The sequence below is a fragment of the Mesorhizobium sp. genome (assembly GCF_024509055.1).
In the GTDB taxonomy this organism is placed as follows: domain Bacteria; phylum Pseudomonadota; class Alphaproteobacteria; order Rhizobiales; family Rhizobiaceae; genus Mesorhizobium.
The window spans coordinates 58,031-72,066 of the sequence record NZ_JANINM010000006.1 but is presented as its reverse complement, the minus strand read 5'-3'; the positions used below and the strand labels follow the sequence as shown (position 1 = coordinate 72,066).

Genomic DNA, 14,036 nt, shown 5'->3' with positions numbered 1-14,036 from the left:
GCACGGTCGTCCTGATCTCGGGACGCGGCTCCAACATGACGGCGCTGATCGCGGCCGCCGCCGACCCCAGCTATCCGGCGGAGATCGTCGGCGTCATTTCGGACCGTGCGAATGCCGCGGGCCTCGGCATCGCCCAGTCGCGCGGCATCGCCACGAAGGTGATCCAGCGCGCCGACTACCCGAGCAAGGACGCGCATGACGCCGCGATCGACGCGGCGCTCACCGGCTTCGGCGCCGAGATCGTGGCTTTGGCCGGCTATATGCGCATCCTTGGACGCGGCCTCGTCGAGAAATGGTCGGGCCGCATGGTCAACATCCACCCTGCCCTGCTCCCTGCCTTCAAGGGGCTCGACACGCATGCCCGCGCCATCCGCGCCGGCGTGCGCATCCATGGCTGCTCGGTGCATTTCGTGACGCCCGAGATGGACGAAGGCCCGGTCATCGCGCAGGCCGCCGTGCCTGTGATGGTCGGCGACAATGAGGACACTTTGGCCGCGCGGGTGCTGAAGGTGGAGCACCGGATCTATCCGCTGGCGCTCGGGCTGGTGGCTGAGGGCAAGGCGCGCATGGAAAAGGGCCACACGGTGCTTGCCCATTTCGCCGACGACGCCGAGAACGCCGGCTCGGTGGTGATGGCGCCCGACCCGCTGCGCGAGGAAACCGACCTCGAACAACTGGCGCGGATCACGCCGTAGCGGCCATTGAGACCTGCCGCGATTTACGTGGCAGGGTTCAGTCCCATCTTTTCCGAAGAGCCCCTGTGTGCGATCTCTTCCATCGCAACAAACGGGCGGTCGATGCAGGACAAGCGGGCAAGGGAAATTCTCTTCCAGACGTTCTGGAAGAACGGCTGGATACGGGACGCAGACAGGCAGGTATCCCCTGATGACTTCGCCTACGCGAAGCGCATGGGGTATATGTTCGACCCCATCGAATTGTCGCACGATCGAGTGGTTTCCCGATTGATCGAGGAGCGCAAGCGGGCAGACCCAACCGCCATTTCCGATGCTTTCCTCGCGAGTCTCGGCAGTCGGCGGTTGGATTTGAGATCCGCGCTCGGCAGCTACGCATTTGCCGCGAACTTCCCCAACCACCTAATCGCCGCCACGCCGGCGTCGATCGTTCCTTCGGGCGCCCGGCGATGCGAGTGGTGCGGGTTCTACGAGCATCCGACGCCAGCCGAATTCGACCTTAACGCGCTGAATTTCGGGCGGCACAAATGGGGCGGCGTACCCCGTGACAATCCGGTCTACGCTTGGTTCGACCTGGCCCTTTTTCGCGCTGAACTGCCTCAGGGACCTACAGCCGCCGATAAGCAAACGATGCATCGGATAGTTGACACGGCGCGTTCGATGCCACCGGACTCGACGGTGAGCAACCTTGAGAAAGCATTGACCGGCACCTTTAATTCCTCGAAGAACGAGAGGCGGGTACTCATTGAAATTCTCGCCGTTTGCGGTGTGCTCCAGCCAAGGAACCGAAGCGGCTATTTCGGCGAGTTCACGCTCGCCTACGAGCGCGAGCACACCGGTCAGCACTTGAACGACTGGGGCTACCCTGCAATCTGGTGGCGAGGAGCGGACGGGGTCAACGAAACCGCGCTTGGTATGTGCTTCCCTAGCCTATGAATGGATCGCTCTAGGAATTGAACTTTGGATATCTTCGACAGCGCGATCCGCGCCAAAGGCGATCTTGCCGGCGTCTTCGAGTATGAAGAAGATCATGAGCCGCAGAATGCCACGGCATATTTTTACCTCTGCGAAGTCAAGGGCGAAACAGTTGGGCCGATCGTCGGAATAATCCACGTTCGATCAGGTGCTTGGTCGATAGCCGACACCGATGTCGTGGTCCGATGGGACAAGGACGAGCAGCGCGTCGGGCTGTTCATCTTCGGAAGGTTGTCAGCGGCCTTTGATGTCGCCACCGGCGCAAAGTATGGTGGCCGGTACGGTAAGGATTTCAACGCCGCGATTCCCTGGTCCTGAGCAAACAAACGCCCATGAGACAACTGCTCCTCCTGCGCCATGCCAAGTCCAGCTGGGACGATCCGGCGCTTGCCGATTTCGAGCGGCCGCTCGCTCCGCGCGGGTTGAAGACGGCGCCGCTGATGGGGCGGGAGCTTGCGCGGCGCGGTTGGCTGCCGGACCTTGCGCTGGTCTCGCCTTCGCTGCGCACCCGAGACACCTGGCGGCTGGTTGCCGCCGAACTGCCGCAGCATGTGGCGGCGGAATTCGCCGAGGAGATCTACGAGGCCGCCCCGGCCGCCATCCTGGCGCGCATACGGCAAGCCAAGGCGGCAAGCCTCCTGGTGATCGGCCATAATCCCGGGTTCCAGCATTTCGCGATGCGACTGGCCGGGCCGGGGTCGGATGAAAGCGTGTTCAAGAAGATCGAAGCGAAATTCCCGACAGGAGCGCTTGCCCGCTTCACGGTGGAGGACGACTGGGGAAGCCTCGAGTTCGGACGCGCCCGGTTGACGCATTTTATCCGGCCGAAGGATTTGGGGTAGACGTCGAAGCCGCCGATCTCCCCCCTTGTGGGGGAGATGCCTGGCAAGGCAGAGGGGGGCGCTGCCCCGCCGGCCGTAGCCCTTTTTTCATTCCGGTAGCAATTTTGGGAGATAGCCAAGGGAGCGTTCCTTCGCGCCCCCCTCTGTCCTGCCGGACATCTCCCCCACAAGGGGGGAGATCGGCTCATCGTCGCCTTCGTCAAGAGAGCACGGCGGCGGAGTCCACCACCTTTCACATTCCCTTATGCAGAGAATTCAATTGCCCCAGATGCCCTGGCCGGGATCGGGCCAAGCCTTCGATCCGGCCGGGCCCGTGGTCATGGTGGCTTCGACATCGGTCGGCTTGGCAAGCCCACGCTTGGCGACCGATGCCGTGGTGACGCCGTCGACACTGGTGGTCGGCTGGTCCGCATTATCGGCGTTGTAGTGGTCACTGCCGGCGAAGGCTGTGCCCACGGCAAGAAGCGTGGCTGCCGCGGTGAGAGCGATCCTGGTCATTTCATCATTCCTTGTCTGTCGTTTCATTCCGCGGCGCCTTGGGAGGATGACCCCGCTGCCGACAAGACCGGGAAGGAGCCGGATTTATTCCCGGCAAAATTTCCGGGTTCTCGATCGTTTGCTGAGCCACGATCATGCTCCCGCCCGAAAAGCCGTTTTCGGACAGCGAGATAGAGGAGCTGCCGGTTCGATTCAGGCGCTTCGATAGCCGGCTCCATAAAAGCAGAGCGGCGGGACAAGCCCGCCGCTTTGAGGTGTTGGAGATCGGTCCGCTTAGCGGCCAAAGAGGTCGCGATCGGCGCCCTGGGTGACGGGCTTCTGGACATTCGTATCCGACTTCTTGATCGAAGCGGTGTACGAGGTGTCGACCGAAGCGGCTGGCTGGTTGGTGCTGGCGGAGCCGTAGTTGTCGGAGCCGGCGAAGGCGGCGCCAGTGGCGGCAACCAGCAGGGCAGCGGCGGTAAGAGCGATCTTGTTCATTTCAGTTACTCCAGATTTGGAATTCAGTTGGATTTGGCGGTTTGCATCCGGGCCGGCTTAGTGGCCCCAGATGCCCTGGTCGGATTCGGGCTGGTTCTGGTCGGCGGAGATGCCGAGGTCGCGATGCTCGAACTTGCGGATCGAGCCAGTAATCGTCCGGTCGACGCCGGTGCTGGCGGCAGGCGCCGTGGAGGTCACAGTCGGCTGATCGACGTTGTTCGAGCCGTAGTTGTCGGAACCGGCGAAAGCGGCGCCAGTGGCGGCAACCAGCAGGGCGGCGGCGGTGAGAGCGATCTTGTTCATTTCAGTTACTCCAGATTTGGAATTCAGTTGAATTTGGCGGTTTGCATCAGGGCCGGCTTAGTGGCCCCAGATGCCCTGGCCGGATTCAGGCTGGTTCGAGTCGCCCTTGATCAGGAGATCGCGGTGTTCGAACTTGCGGACCGCATTGATCGAGCCGGTGATGGTGGTGTCGACGCCGGTGCTGGCGACAGGTGCAGTGGACGCGGCCGGCTGGTTGACGTTGTTCGAGCCATAATTGTCGCTGCCTGCGAAGGCGGCGCCCGTGGCAACCAGAAGGGCGGCAGCGGTAAGAGCAATCCTGTTCATTTTAGATACTCCAGATTTTCAAAAGTCCTGTCCGTCAAGTGGCGTGCCTTCATCGGAAATCGCGTCGCTCGGACAACACCGAAATGGGTCGGCCCCACCGTCGGTTCCAATCACGAAATTGTGCCGACTCACGGCCCAATCGGGGTCTTGAAATCTGAAATCGGAGGCTGCTCCGAATATTTTTTATAGCAATATCAATATCTTATCTTAATATCCTTTGCAGGACACCGCGACGTCTCCCAGGCCGCTGTTCACCGAATGATACACGGTCAGTCAACATAAATTGAACCGAACGGTTCGGTTTAAATTACAAGTTTGTAATGTAGCGACCGAAGGACCCTCATTCGCCATCCGGTTCGTCCCCGGGAAGCGGGTGACCGGACGCCGAACGGGATAGGATCGGCGACTTCACCCGCCCGCTTTTCACCGCTGGTGGAGATCGTCCCAGGCCCTCACCCAGAGCGGAGCACGTCGCCCATGTCGTACTCGCCTGGCTCCCGGCCGGCCACCCAGAGCGCGGCGGCGATGGCGCCTCGAGCGAACATCGAGCGGTCGCCCGCGGCGTGCGACAGCGTCAGCACCTCACCTTCGGCGAGGAAGCTCACGCTGTGCTCGCCGACGATGCTGCCGCCGCGCAGAACGGCGTAGCCGATCTCGTCCGGTGGACGCGGACCGGTGACGCCGTCACGACCACGCCTTGCCACGGAGGCGAGACTGACGCCGCGTCCACGCGCGGCCGCCTCGCCCAGCATCAGCGCCGTGCCCGACGGCGCATCGACCTTCATGCGATGATGCGCCTCGAGGATTTCGATGTCGCAGTCGCCGGCGCCGAGGGCCCGCGCTGCCTTCTCGACCAGCCCGGTCAGCATGTTGAGTCCGAGCGAATAGCTGCCGGAGCGCACGATGGGGACCTTCCTCGCCGCTTCGGCGATGGCCTCCAGCTCGGCGGCATCGAAACCGGTCGAGCCGATGACCAGCGCCGGGCCGCCGCGCGCCGCGCAGACCTTTGCAAGCTCCGCCGAGGCGGCAGGCGTGGTGAAGTCGATGACGACATCGGCAAGCGCCAACGCCTCATCCCGCTCGACAAGCCCCTCCCCCACGCTGCCCGGCCTGTGGAAGCGAGCGACGAGTTCCAGCCTGGGGTTGGCCGCGATGGTTTCGGCCATCTGCCGGCCCATGCGGCCGAGCGCGCCCGCGATGGCTATCTTGAGCGGCTGCGGCATTTCTGGCTCCAAGGGGAAAGACGAGTCCGCACAAAGGGCTAAGGCGATGCATTCGTCAAATGATTCAGGGCGAAGGCGCTGTTCATCATGCGGCGCTGAATGTGAAGCGCCGCACTCATCGTCCCTCACGCGGCGTGCTAATTTAGCTTCTATGTCCGGCAGCGACGCACCGCCCGGACCGTGTCCGAGGGGGATGCTCATGTTGCGGCCGGTGCAAGTCGTGCTCCTTTCCTGCCTCGCGCTAACGCCGCTGGCCGGCGCGGCCTTTGCGGCGCAGACGCCTCCCGACAAATCCGACGACGCGGCGAAGAAGGCCGCGCTCGCCGAGGCGATCAGCGTCTGCGATCGCGGCGCTTCCGCGCCACTGGATCCTCAAGCCAAGGCGCCGCCGGTCCAATATTTTGAGCTTTTTCCGGAGGACCTGAATCTCGACAAGCTCAAGAACCTTGCCGACAAATGCCAGGCGGCGATGCTCGGCGCGCCGCAGGAGAAGCGGCTGCAGTTGCAGTGGCTGAGGCTCCAGGTGGCGCTCGACCAGCCGGGACTCGGCTTTCTTATCCCGCAGGTCAAGCTGCTGGCCGATGGCGGCAGCCCTGAAGCGAATTTCCTCCTCTTCGAGCACTTCTCGGTGCATCGCCACGACAGTTCGGATTCCGGTCCATTGCCGGTCACGCGGGGAATGGCGCTCGATGCCTTGCAGAAAGCCGGCGATGCCGGCCATCTCACCGCCCTGTTGACGCTGCTGCACCAATACAGCGATGGCCCGCTGCTGCGGCGCGACCCGCACAAGACGGTCGAGACCGCGCAGCACATCGTCGATGCGCCGGCCCAGGGCCAGTCGCCCGGCGAATGGGACAAGCAGTTGCGCGCGGCCATGCCGCTCGTGATCGCGCAAGTGACGCTTGAAGAAGACGGCTTCACGAGCGACGAGCAGCAGAAGGCCTTTCACGCCATCGAGGCGGATACCCAGGCCGGCGCCAGCGGCTCGGAACGGTCGGCGCTCGCGTATATCAAGGCGTTGCGGCTCGGCCGCGGGACGACCCAGGACGCGGCGAAGGCCAGGCAATTGCTGGAAGCGCGCGTCGGCCATGACCAGTATGCCGTGCCGATGCTGGCCGACATGCTGGCAAAGGGCGAAGGCGGGCCTGCCGACGGCAAGCGCGCCATCGCCATGCTGCGCGATGCCACCAGGAACGTGGCCGAAGCCGGGCCGATGCTGGCCGGCCTGCTGATGGACGGCAAGTTCATCGGCCGCCAGCCCAAGGCGGCAATCGAGCTGCTTGACGCCTCATGGAATCTCGATGCCGGGATCAGGCTCGCGGGCCTGCTCGTCACCTATGACGGTATCCGGGTCGACAACCCCGAAAAGCTGATCGAGCGCCTGAGCGACGCCGCTGAGGCCGGCGAGCCCGGCGCCGGGCTGGCGCTTGCAAGGCTGCAGCTTTCGGACGACCAGCAGTTCAAGAGCGAGGATGTGGCGCGCGCCATGTTGAAGCCGCTGGCGGATGCCAGCGACCGCGACGCGCTCTGGCTCTATGCCTCGACCCAATACGCCAATCTGGATTCGACCAGCTACAAGCCGTCCCGCCGCGACGACGGCCTGAGCGACGACGAGCTCAAAACCCTGATCGACCAAGGCGAGGCCAAGAAGGAAGCGCAGGCCTATCTGCTTCACGCCAAGCTGCTGCGACACGGCGTGGTCTACCCGCAGGACGATGCGAAGGCGACCGCCATGCTGATCAACGCCGCCAATCTCGGCAGCGTCGAGGCGATGGTGCTGCTGGGCGATGCCTATGACAACGGCCTTGGCATCGACAAGAACCCGCGCGAGCGGCTGCATGCCTGGCGCGAGGCCGCGCGGCTCGGCTCGCTCAAGGCGAAGGACAAGATCGCCAGCGCCTTCCCCTTCGACAGTTTCGATCATCTGATGACGCTGCGCGAAGGCATCACCGACCGTATCGCCCTGTACAATGACGGGATCGGCAGGATGGGCCTGGGCGGCGTGTTCGGCGGCGATGCGGCAAGCATCGAGCTCAGCGGGCTCTTTTCCGGACCGGCCTCCAGCGCCGGAACGGCTGCCATCGCAGCCGCGGTGATGGATGCGTTCCGCGAAGCGCCGGCCGGGCTTGAGGACGACAACCTCGTCGGCCTCGGCAAGGCGCTGCCCGACGAAATCCGCATCGCCATCGAGACGACGCTGAAAAGCGAAGGTTTTTATGCCGGCGAGCCGAAGGGTTATTTCGGCCCGGATGCGCGCAAGGCGCTGGCCGCGTGGGTCGATGCCAAAGGGCCGCTCGCCGATGCGCCCAGCCCGCAGGCCGCGACGCAGCAGGCCGCGCCGGCCTCAGGCGAGCTCGCCACGGAAGTCCTCAAGCGCGTCCGCGACAAGGTCTTCTCCCAGGCGCAGGCCGCCAAGACCGAGAAGCAGAAGCTTGCCGTCGTGAAGCAATTCGACATGCTCGCCCGCTATGGCGACCTACCCTCGCGATGGGCGGTGGTGAGCAACTACCATCAGGCAAAGGCTGTGCGGGCGGTCGTCACACCGGAAGAGGTCACCCGCTATGCCCTGGACATCCTCGTGTCGAAGCCGGCCGGCGTCGACAAGCCGGAATTCGAATTCATCTTCGACCTGACGCAGATCGCGCAGGACCGGAAAGCGAAGGCGGTGGGCGTCGCCACGCTCCAGGCGATCCGCGACGATCCGCGCCTGCAGGACCCGCTGACGCTCGGCGCCGTCATGGGCCAATTCGCCTTTGCGCCGGACGCCTGCGACTCCGTTCTCGACGCGGCGAAGAAAGCCGGCATCGATGGCGCGGGAGAAGACGGCTGCGACGAGCAAACGCGCGCCGCCCTCATCGCCTACGCCAAGGACAAGGGCGCGTCGGGCGAGGATGCCACGGCGCGCAAGGCGGCTGCGGACGAGATCAAAAAGCTCGACGCGCAAGCCGCGAAGTGATCAGAGCGCCCTGAGCCAGACCTTGTTGTCATGAAAAGCCGCGCCGCCATAGGGCGCCGGGGCGTCGGCGCCGGTCAGCACGTTGATGCCCTCGCCGCGCTCATGCGCGCTGTTCGGCCAGATGCCTTCGGCCACCACTACGCCGCGCTTCACGCCGTCGAAGAGTTTTGCATGCAGCACGAGATCGCCGCGCCGGTTGCCAACCTCGACGCGGCCGCCATCCTCGATGCCGAGCGCGGCGGCGTCGTCGGGATGCAGAAGCAGTTCGGGCCTGCCCTCCTTGGCCTTCGAGACAGGCGTCTCGGCAAAGGTTGAATTGAGGAAATTGCGCGCCGGCGAGGTGGTGAGCCGGAACGGATGCTCGTCGTCCGCCACCTCGATCAGTTCGACGTGGTCGGGGAATTCCGGCAGCCGCTCGACCGGCCCGAACAGACCCATGCTCTTGGGCGGCCGATTGGGCGCCGATTGGCCTGTCCAGTTGGCGCGGAAGTGGAACTTCTTGTCCGAATGGCCGAAGCCGTGGATGAAATGCGCGTCGTCGAAATCGGGCTGCAGGTCGACCCACTTGTCTTCCTTCAGGCTGTCGAAGCTGCCGATGCCGCGCTTGCCGAGGATGATGTCGATGTGCTCCTTTTCGGTCAGGCCAAAGCCCGGTCGGTCGGCGACGCCCAGCCGCCTGGCGAGCTCCTCGATGACATCGTGGTTGGTGCGCGGCCCTTCGGGCGGCTCGATCAGCTTGGGGCCCAGCGTGATGTGCTGGTTGCCGCCGCCCTTGTAGACGTCGTCATGCTCCAGGAACATCGTTGCCGGCAACACGACGTCGGCGAGCCTGGCCGTATCGGTCATGAACTGCTCGTGCACGCAGGTGAACAGGTCCTCACGCATGAAGCCCTGCTTCACCAGCCGCTGCTCGGGCGCGACGTTCGCCGGGTTGGTGTTCTGGATCAGCATCGCCGTCACCGGTGGCCCGCCATAGAGCGCGTCCTGCGCACCCGTCAGCACCGGGCCGATGCGCGAATGGTCGAGGTAGCGCACTTTCGGGTCGCGCATCGCGGTGCCTTCGAGCACGTCCTGGTTCAGCTTGAAGATGCCGGAATTGGAATGGAAGGCGCCACCGCCCTCATACTGCCAAGCACCGGTGACGGCGGCGATGCAGGAAGCGGCATGCATGTTGACCGAGCCGTTGCGCTGGCGCGAGAAGCCGTAGCCAAGACGGAAATAGGTCTTCTTCGTCGTACCGACGATTTGGGCGAAGGCCTCGATCTCGGCGACGCTCAAGCCCGTGATGGCGGCTGCCCACTCCGGCGTGCGTGTCCTCAAATGTTCTTCCAGCCCGCGCGGATCGTCGGTGTATTGTTCCAGATAGGCGCGGTCGGCCATGCCATCGCGAAACAGCACATGCATGACCGCGCAGGCCAGCGCACCGTCGGTGCCAGGCCTCAGCACCAGGCCGAGATCGGCCTGCTTCATCGTCGCGTTCTCGTAAATGTCGATGACGACGATCCTGGCGCCACGCTCCTTGCGCGCCCTGGTGGCGTGGGTCATGACGTTGACCTGTGTGACCACTGCGTTGGTGCCCCAGATCACCACGCAGTCGGCCTTCGCCATCTCGCGCGGATCGGGGCCACGCAAGGCGCCCGCCCCCATCATCCAACCGGTCCAGGCCAGATTGGTGCAGATCGAGCCGAAGAAACCGGAATACTTCTTGGCATGCCGCAGGCGCTCGATGCCGTCGCGCTGCACCAGCCCCATCGTGCCGGCATAGAAGTAAGGCCAGACCGTCTCCGCGCCGTATCTCGCCTCCGCCGCGATGAACTTCTCGGCGACCAGGTCGAGCGCGGCTTCCCAGCTGGATTCCTTCCAGGCGCCCTCGCCCTTGCCGGCGGCACGAACCAGCGGCTTCAGCAGCCGGTCCGGATGATGCACGCGGTCGGCATAGCGCGCGACCTTGGCACAAACGACGCCCGACGTGTAGCTGTTCGCCTTCGCGCCATGCACGCGACCGATGCGGTTTCCGTCGAGCAGTTCGACCTCGAGCGCGCAGGTGGAGGGACAGTCATGCGGACAGGCCGAATGGCCGATCCGGAACTTGGCGTGCTGGTTCATGCACGGGTGTTTAGCGGGTTTTGCAAATGGCGTGTAGGGCCAGAAGGCGAAGCTGTCGATCTCCCCTGCGCCAGTCGCTCAAGCTCCGGCCCAAAGTTTCTGGCATTCAACCGCCTTGCCAGGGCGAAGGCGTCGTCGAGGGAATACAGAAATGTACCGGGGCGGCTGGCGGTCCAGCGCTCACCGGATGAGCGCGACGCGAAGAAGAAGACGAAGTGGCAGAATTTCGCCATCACATTGGCGGCGGACACGTCAAAAATCCCCACATCGGGCAGAACAAACGAGACAACGGTTTCTCCGGGCTCGACGGATTCGATCCTCTCCGGCGTCACGACCAGGCGCACGACCTCGCCGCTTTCCGGGTCAGCGGAGGTGACGCGCGCAGGGCGGTCGAGGATTTCGGGCAGGAACAGGCTGTCCCAGGCGCACCATGTCGATAGTGTGCAATCGCCCACCTCGAAACGGTGATGCATAGCCGTTGCCGCCAGCCCGCCAAAGCCGAGTATGGACCCCCGATCATCAAGGTAGACGAGAGGCTTGATCGAATCTCGCTGGAGAAGCGCATGGCCGCTCGTAGCCGAGATTCCAAGCGCCCGGCCAAATCGCTCGGCGTCGACTGGGTGACCCGTTGCAAGCGCTCTGTACAAAGCGATTGCCGCGTGTTGCTCCTCGCGCGAGAAGTTCGGCAGGCGGCTTTCCAGTACCTGCCAATATTCGTCCAGAGCCGGAACCTTCGCCTCGGTCATGGGCCTTCCGTTCCACAATCTTTTTTGGCGGCTCTCGCTCCATGGCCAGCCGCTTCGCCATCAGCCGGCACAGCAGGACAGTTTCGTCACATCCCTATCGAACGCCAGAGCCGCGAGCTTCAACCCCTCCACATTCGTGAGGTATGGAAAGATCGTCTCCGCAAGGTCATCGATGGTGAGGCCGCAACGAATGGCGAGCGCCGCCGTCTGGATGCTGTCCGCGCCCTCAGGCGCCAGGATATGCGCTCCCAGCAGCTTGCGGGTCGCCGCATCCGCGACAAGCTTGATCAGCCCCCTGGTGTCGCGGGCGACCAGTGCACGCGGCAAATTGTCGAGCGAGAGCACCGAGGTTCGCACGACATGGCCAGCCGCGCGGGCCCGCACCTCGGTCAGCCCGACACTGGCTACCTGGGGGTCCGTGAAGACAATGGCGGGCATTGTCGTGTTTTCGTAGCGCAGGCTGTCGCCGTTCAAGGCGTTCTTGGCGGCGAGCTTGGCGCCGTGGGCAGCCATGTAGACGAACTGGTCCTTGCCGGTGACATCCCCTGCCGCATAAACGCCCGGCTTCGAGGTGCGCATGCGGTCGTCGACGATGATTGCGCCGGCATCGTCCTGCGCGACGCCCGCCTCGGAAAGGCCGAGGCCTGCAGTATTTGGCGTGCGCCCCGTCGCAACCAGGATCCGATCGGCGATCAATATGTCGGAACGGCTGTCCTTGATGATCGCGACCGCTACGCGGCCATCATCCGTCTTGCTGATGGATTCATAGCTCAGGTCGCAGACAACCGTGATCCCTTCATCGGTCAAATAACCCGCCAGCGCATGACTGATCTCCGGCTCGGCCCGCGGCAGGAGACGACTGCGGAAGACGAACGTCACGGCAACTCCGGCTCGCGCGAAAATCTGTGCGAACTCGGCGCCGACATAGCCGCCACCGAGCACGATGATGGATCGCGGCAGCTCATTCAGCGACAAAGCCGAGGCGCTGTCGAGCGCCGCGACGCCCGCGAGGCCTGGAATAGCCGGCAAGGTTGGCCGCGCACCCGTCGCAATGATGACGCGCTCCGAGACGACGCGCTGCCCATCAATATCGATGCCGTCATCGACGAGCCGCGCCCGGCCTTGGCGATAGACTATGTTGTTGTATTCCGGGAGAAGGTCGGCGTATTTCGCCTGGCGCAGGTCGGCGACCAGAGCGTCCTTCTGGGCGATCTGAGCGGGCCAATCGACGATGCGGGCGCCACCTTCGATACCGCTGAACCGGTCAGGCGCGGCATTCGCACGATGCACCGCCTCAGTGGCGCGGATCAGCGCTTTCGAGGGCACGCAGCCGGCGTTGACGCAGGTGCCGCCGATTGTGCCGTGCCCGACAAGAGCCACCTGCGCACCTTGCTCTGCGGCTGTAAGCGCCGCCGAGAAGCCAGCGGAACCGGCGCCGACAACGATAATATCGTACCTGCCGCCGATTTTGCCCGGAACCGGGCAACAACAAGCCTCATGCATTTGGTTCAGCCTTCTTCCTGGTGGACGCTCCGAAGCAGCCCTGAGCGCTTCAAAACATCAAGACAATGGAAGCCCTTGGCGCCGCAGCCCATCAGCCGCTCGTCCTGTTCGCAATGTCGGCCGGATACCCTTGAGCGGTCGTTGCCTGGATCAGCGCGTCGGGCGACGTCTGCCTGTCGTCATATGTCACCACGGCCGTTACGTCGGCCATGCCGTCGGGCTGGCTGACCGTGACCGAGGACACACCCTTGACGTGCTCCAAAGTGCTTTTGACGATAGGACCGCACAACACGCAGCCGGCGTGGTGAACGTCGAGCGCGACCTTGGCGTCCGCCGCTCGGGCGGCGGCCGGCGCGAGCAACAGGCAAAAAGCGAGAACGGTGCCAAGATACGTTTTCATTTCGGATATCCTTTCGGGAAGTTGACGGTGACGTGGTCCGGGCGGCCGTCATGCCCGGCGCTCAGGAGACGAGAACGTAGCGAATGGCGTAGGGAAACCCGACCGCGACGATGACCAATATCGCCGCGATCCAGAGGCCCGCTCTTGCAACACGGTCCGAACGCGGCGTGGCGCAGTAGCCATCGGCGCAGGCGACCTTGGGCTTTCGGTAGACGCGCCAGGCCCCGTAACCAATAAACGCCAACGAAGCCGTTGCGAAAACCGGCTGGTACGGTTCAAGAGCCGTCAGGTTGCCGATCCACGCGCCGCTGACGCCAGCAAGAAACAGGGTGAACGGCACCACGCAACAGCTCGCCGCGCCAAGCGCCGCCAGGATGCCGGCGACTGAAAGCAGGACAGCCCCGTCAAAGCGCGATGGCGCGGGTGACGCGACCATGTCTGGCTGCGCCGTTGGCTTGGCTCGACCCGTCATTGAACTCACTCCGGAAATTGATCTATGGTGAGCATGCAGTCTGTAGTGACTACAGGGTCAAGCACGGATTCATCACGTGTGAGTGAGGCCGAGCATGAAGATGAGTGACGGGCTTTCCATAGGCGTTCTCTCTGAACGCAGCGGCGTCAACATCGAGACGATCCGCTATTACGAGAAGATCGGGGTGATGCCGGCGCCAGCGCGACGCGCGAGCGGATACCGGATCTACGAGGCTGAACATGTCAGGCGCTTGCATTTCATTCGCCGTGGCCGGGAGCTTGGCTTCAGCCTCGATGAGTTGCGTGGCCTTCTTCATCTGGTCGACGGACACTCCTACACCTGCGGCGAAGTTCATGCTCTCACCGTCGGACATATCAGGGATATTCGTCAGAAGATCGCAGACCTGCGGCGCCTGGAGCGGGTGATGTCGGACATGGCCGCGCAATGCACCGCGGATCAGGTTCCGGAGTGTCCCATCATCGATGCGCTGTTCGAGATGCGGCCGGCTGGCGGGGCCAGATAGTCAGCTGATCG

16 protein-coding genes are annotated in these 14,036 nt (G+C 63.9%); 6 read left to right on the top strand and 10 right to left on the bottom strand.

Going from position 1 to position 14,036, the window contains the following annotated elements:
- The 4 genes from purN to Q0L57_RS00625 all read left to right on the top strand — a co-directional run.
- The coding region (purN, locus tag Q0L57_RS00640; protein WP_296736346.1) for a phosphoribosylglycinamide formyltransferase at positions 1 to 695 on the top strand (695 nt) is incomplete at its 5' end.
- A 102-nt stretch (positions 696 to 797) separates the two neighbouring features.
- Positions 798 to 1,628: a hypothetical protein gene (locus Q0L57_RS00635; RefSeq protein WP_296736344.1), complete on the top strand. Its 831-nt coding sequence runs from the start codon at positions 798 to 800 to the stop codon at positions 1,626 to 1,628.
- Between the two features lie 24 nt (positions 1,629 to 1,652).
- Positions 1,653 to 1,985 carry a hypothetical protein gene (locus Q0L57_RS00630; RefSeq protein WP_296736342.1) on the top strand — a complete coding sequence of 111 codons (333 nt, stop codon included), beginning with the start codon at positions 1,653 to 1,655 and terminating at the stop codon, positions 1,983 to 1,985.
- Positions 1,986 to 1,999: 14 nt separating this feature from the next.
- A complete protein-coding gene (locus Q0L57_RS00625; RefSeq protein WP_296736340.1) occupies positions 2,000 to 2,509 on the top strand; it encodes a histidine phosphatase family protein in 510 nt (169 codons plus the stop codon).
- Between the two features lie 255 nt (positions 2,510 to 2,764).
- Here Q0L57_RS00625 and Q0L57_RS00620 read toward each other — a convergent pair whose 3' ends face one another.
- The 5 genes from Q0L57_RS00620 to dapB all read right to left on the bottom strand — a co-directional run bounded on the left by Q0L57_RS00620 (position 2,765) and on the right by dapB (position 5,319).
- Positions 2,765 to 3,007, bottom strand: coding sequence for a DUF680 domain-containing protein (locus Q0L57_RS00620; protein ID WP_296736337.1), 243 nt, complete (start codon positions 3,005 to 3,007; stop codon positions 2,765 to 2,767).
- Positions 3,008 to 3,280: 273 nt separating this feature from the next.
- On the bottom strand, positions 3,281 to 3,487 hold the full coding sequence (locus Q0L57_RS00615; protein ID WP_296736335.1) for a DUF680 domain-containing protein: 207 nt from the start codon (positions 3,485 to 3,487) through the stop codon (positions 3,281 to 3,283).
- 57 nt (positions 3,488 to 3,544) lie between these two features.
- Positions 3,545 to 3,790, bottom strand: coding sequence for a DUF680 domain-containing protein (locus tag Q0L57_RS00610; protein ID WP_296736332.1), 246 nt, complete (start codon positions 3,788 to 3,790; stop codon positions 3,545 to 3,547).
- A 57-nt stretch (positions 3,791 to 3,847) separates the two neighbouring features.
- Positions 3,848 to 4,096: a DUF680 domain-containing protein gene (locus tag Q0L57_RS00605; RefSeq protein WP_296736329.1), complete on the bottom strand. Its 249-nt coding sequence runs from the start codon at positions 4,094 to 4,096 to the stop codon at positions 3,848 to 3,850.
- A 452-nt stretch (positions 4,097 to 4,548) separates the two neighbouring features.
- Positions 4,549 to 5,319, bottom strand: coding sequence for a 4-hydroxy-tetrahydrodipicolinate reductase (gene dapB, locus Q0L57_RS00600; RefSeq protein ID WP_296736326.1), 771 nt, complete (start codon positions 5,317 to 5,319; stop codon positions 4,549 to 4,551).
- Positions 5,320 to 5,518: 199 nt separating this feature from the next.
- Here dapB and Q0L57_RS00595 point away from each other — a divergent pair, with 199 nt between their 5' ends.
- Positions 5,519 to 8,275: a hypothetical protein gene (locus Q0L57_RS00595; RefSeq protein ID WP_296736323.1), complete on the top strand. Its 2,757-nt coding sequence runs from the start codon at positions 5,519 to 5,521 to the stop codon at positions 8,273 to 8,275.
- Here Q0L57_RS00595 and Q0L57_RS00590 read toward each other — a convergent pair whose 3' ends face one another.
- The 5 genes from Q0L57_RS00590 to Q0L57_RS00570 form a co-directional block, all read right to left on the bottom strand.
- Complete coding sequence (locus Q0L57_RS00590; RefSeq protein WP_296736320.1) at positions 8,276 to 10,381, bottom strand: molybdopterin oxidoreductase family protein; 2,106 nt, start codon at positions 10,379 to 10,381, stop codon at positions 8,276 to 8,278.
- Positions 10,378 to 11,127 (bottom strand): organomercurial lyase, encoded by a 750-nt coding sequence (gene merB / locus Q0L57_RS00585; RefSeq protein WP_296736317.1) that lies wholly within the window; start codon positions 11,125 to 11,127, stop codon positions 10,378 to 10,380. Before merB ends, Q0L57_RS00590 begins: the two co-directional genes overlap by 4 nt.
- A gap of 60 nt (positions 11,128 to 11,187) precedes the next feature.
- Positions 11,188 to 12,630 (bottom strand): mercury(II) reductase, encoded by a 1,443-nt coding sequence (merA, locus tag Q0L57_RS00580; protein ID WP_296736315.1) that lies wholly within the window; start codon positions 12,628 to 12,630, stop codon positions 11,188 to 11,190.
- 91 nt (positions 12,631 to 12,721) lie between these two features.
- On the bottom strand, positions 12,722 to 13,030 hold the full coding sequence (locus tag Q0L57_RS00575) for a mercury transporter (RefSeq protein WP_296736312.1): 309 nt from the start codon (positions 13,028 to 13,030) through the stop codon (positions 12,722 to 12,724).
- A 61-nt stretch (positions 13,031 to 13,091) separates the two neighbouring features.
- Entirely contained in the window at positions 13,092 to 13,466 is a 375-nt protein-coding gene (locus Q0L57_RS00570; protein ID WP_296736351.1) for a mercuric transporter MerT family protein, read from the bottom strand.
- A 130-nt stretch (positions 13,467 to 13,596) separates the two neighbouring features.
- Here Q0L57_RS00570 and Q0L57_RS00565 point away from each other — a divergent pair, with 130 nt between their 5' ends.
- Positions 13,597 to 14,025 (top strand): helix-turn-helix domain-containing protein, encoded by a 429-nt coding sequence (locus tag Q0L57_RS00565; RefSeq protein ID WP_296736310.1) that lies wholly within the window; start codon positions 13,597 to 13,599, stop codon positions 14,023 to 14,025.
- Positions 14,026 to 14,036 lie beyond the last annotated feature (11 nt).

Coding starts and splice junctions, on each gene's coding strand:
- Q0L57_RS00635 (WP_296736344.1), top strand. CDS start 798: ATGCAGGACAAGCGGGCAAGGGAAATTCTCTTCCAGACGTTCTGGAAG.
- Q0L57_RS00625 (WP_296736340.1), top strand. CDS start 2,000: ATGAGACAACTGCTCCTCCTGCGCCATGCCAAGTCCAGCTGGGACGAT.
- Q0L57_RS00620 (WP_296736337.1), bottom strand. CDS start 3,007: ATGACCAGGATCGCTCTCACCGCGGCAGCCACGCTTCTTGCCGTGGGC.
- Q0L57_RS00615 (WP_296736335.1), bottom strand. CDS start 3,487: ATGAACAAGATCGCTCTTACCGCCGCTGCCCTGCTGGTTGCCGCCACT.
- Q0L57_RS00610 (WP_296736332.1), bottom strand. CDS start 3,790: ATGAACAAGATCGCTCTCACCGCCGCCGCCCTGCTGGTTGCCGCCACT.
- Q0L57_RS00605 (WP_296736329.1), bottom strand. CDS start 4,096: ATGAACAGGATTGCTCTTACCGCTGCCGCCCTTCTGGTTGCCACGGGC.
- dapB (WP_296736326.1), bottom strand. CDS start 5,319: ATGCCGCAGCCGCTCAAGATAGCCATCGCGGGCGCGCTCGGCCGCATG.
- Q0L57_RS00595 (WP_296736323.1), top strand. CDS start 5,519: ATGTTGCGGCCGGTGCAAGTCGTGCTCCTTTCCTGCCTCGCGCTAACG.
- Q0L57_RS00590 (WP_296736320.1), bottom strand. CDS start 10,381: ATGAACCAGCACGCCAAGTTCCGGATCGGCCATTCGGCCTGTCCGCAT.
- merB (WP_296736317.1), bottom strand. CDS start 11,127: ATGACCGAGGCGAAGGTTCCGGCTCTGGACGAATATTGGCAGGTACTG.
- merA (WP_296736315.1), bottom strand. CDS start 12,630: ATGCATGAGGCTTGTTGTTGCCCGGTTCCGGGCAAAATCGGCGGCAGG.
- Q0L57_RS00575 (WP_296736312.1), bottom strand. CDS start 13,030: ATGAAAACGTATCTTGGCACCGTTCTCGCTTTTTGCCTGTTGCTCGCG.
- Q0L57_RS00570 (WP_296736351.1), bottom strand. CDS start 13,466: ATGGTCGCGTCACCCGCGCCATCGCGCTTTGACGGGGCTGTCCTGCTT.
- Q0L57_RS00565 (WP_296736310.1), top strand. CDS start 13,597: ATGAAGATGAGTGACGGGCTTTCCATAGGCGTTCTCTCTGAACGCAGC.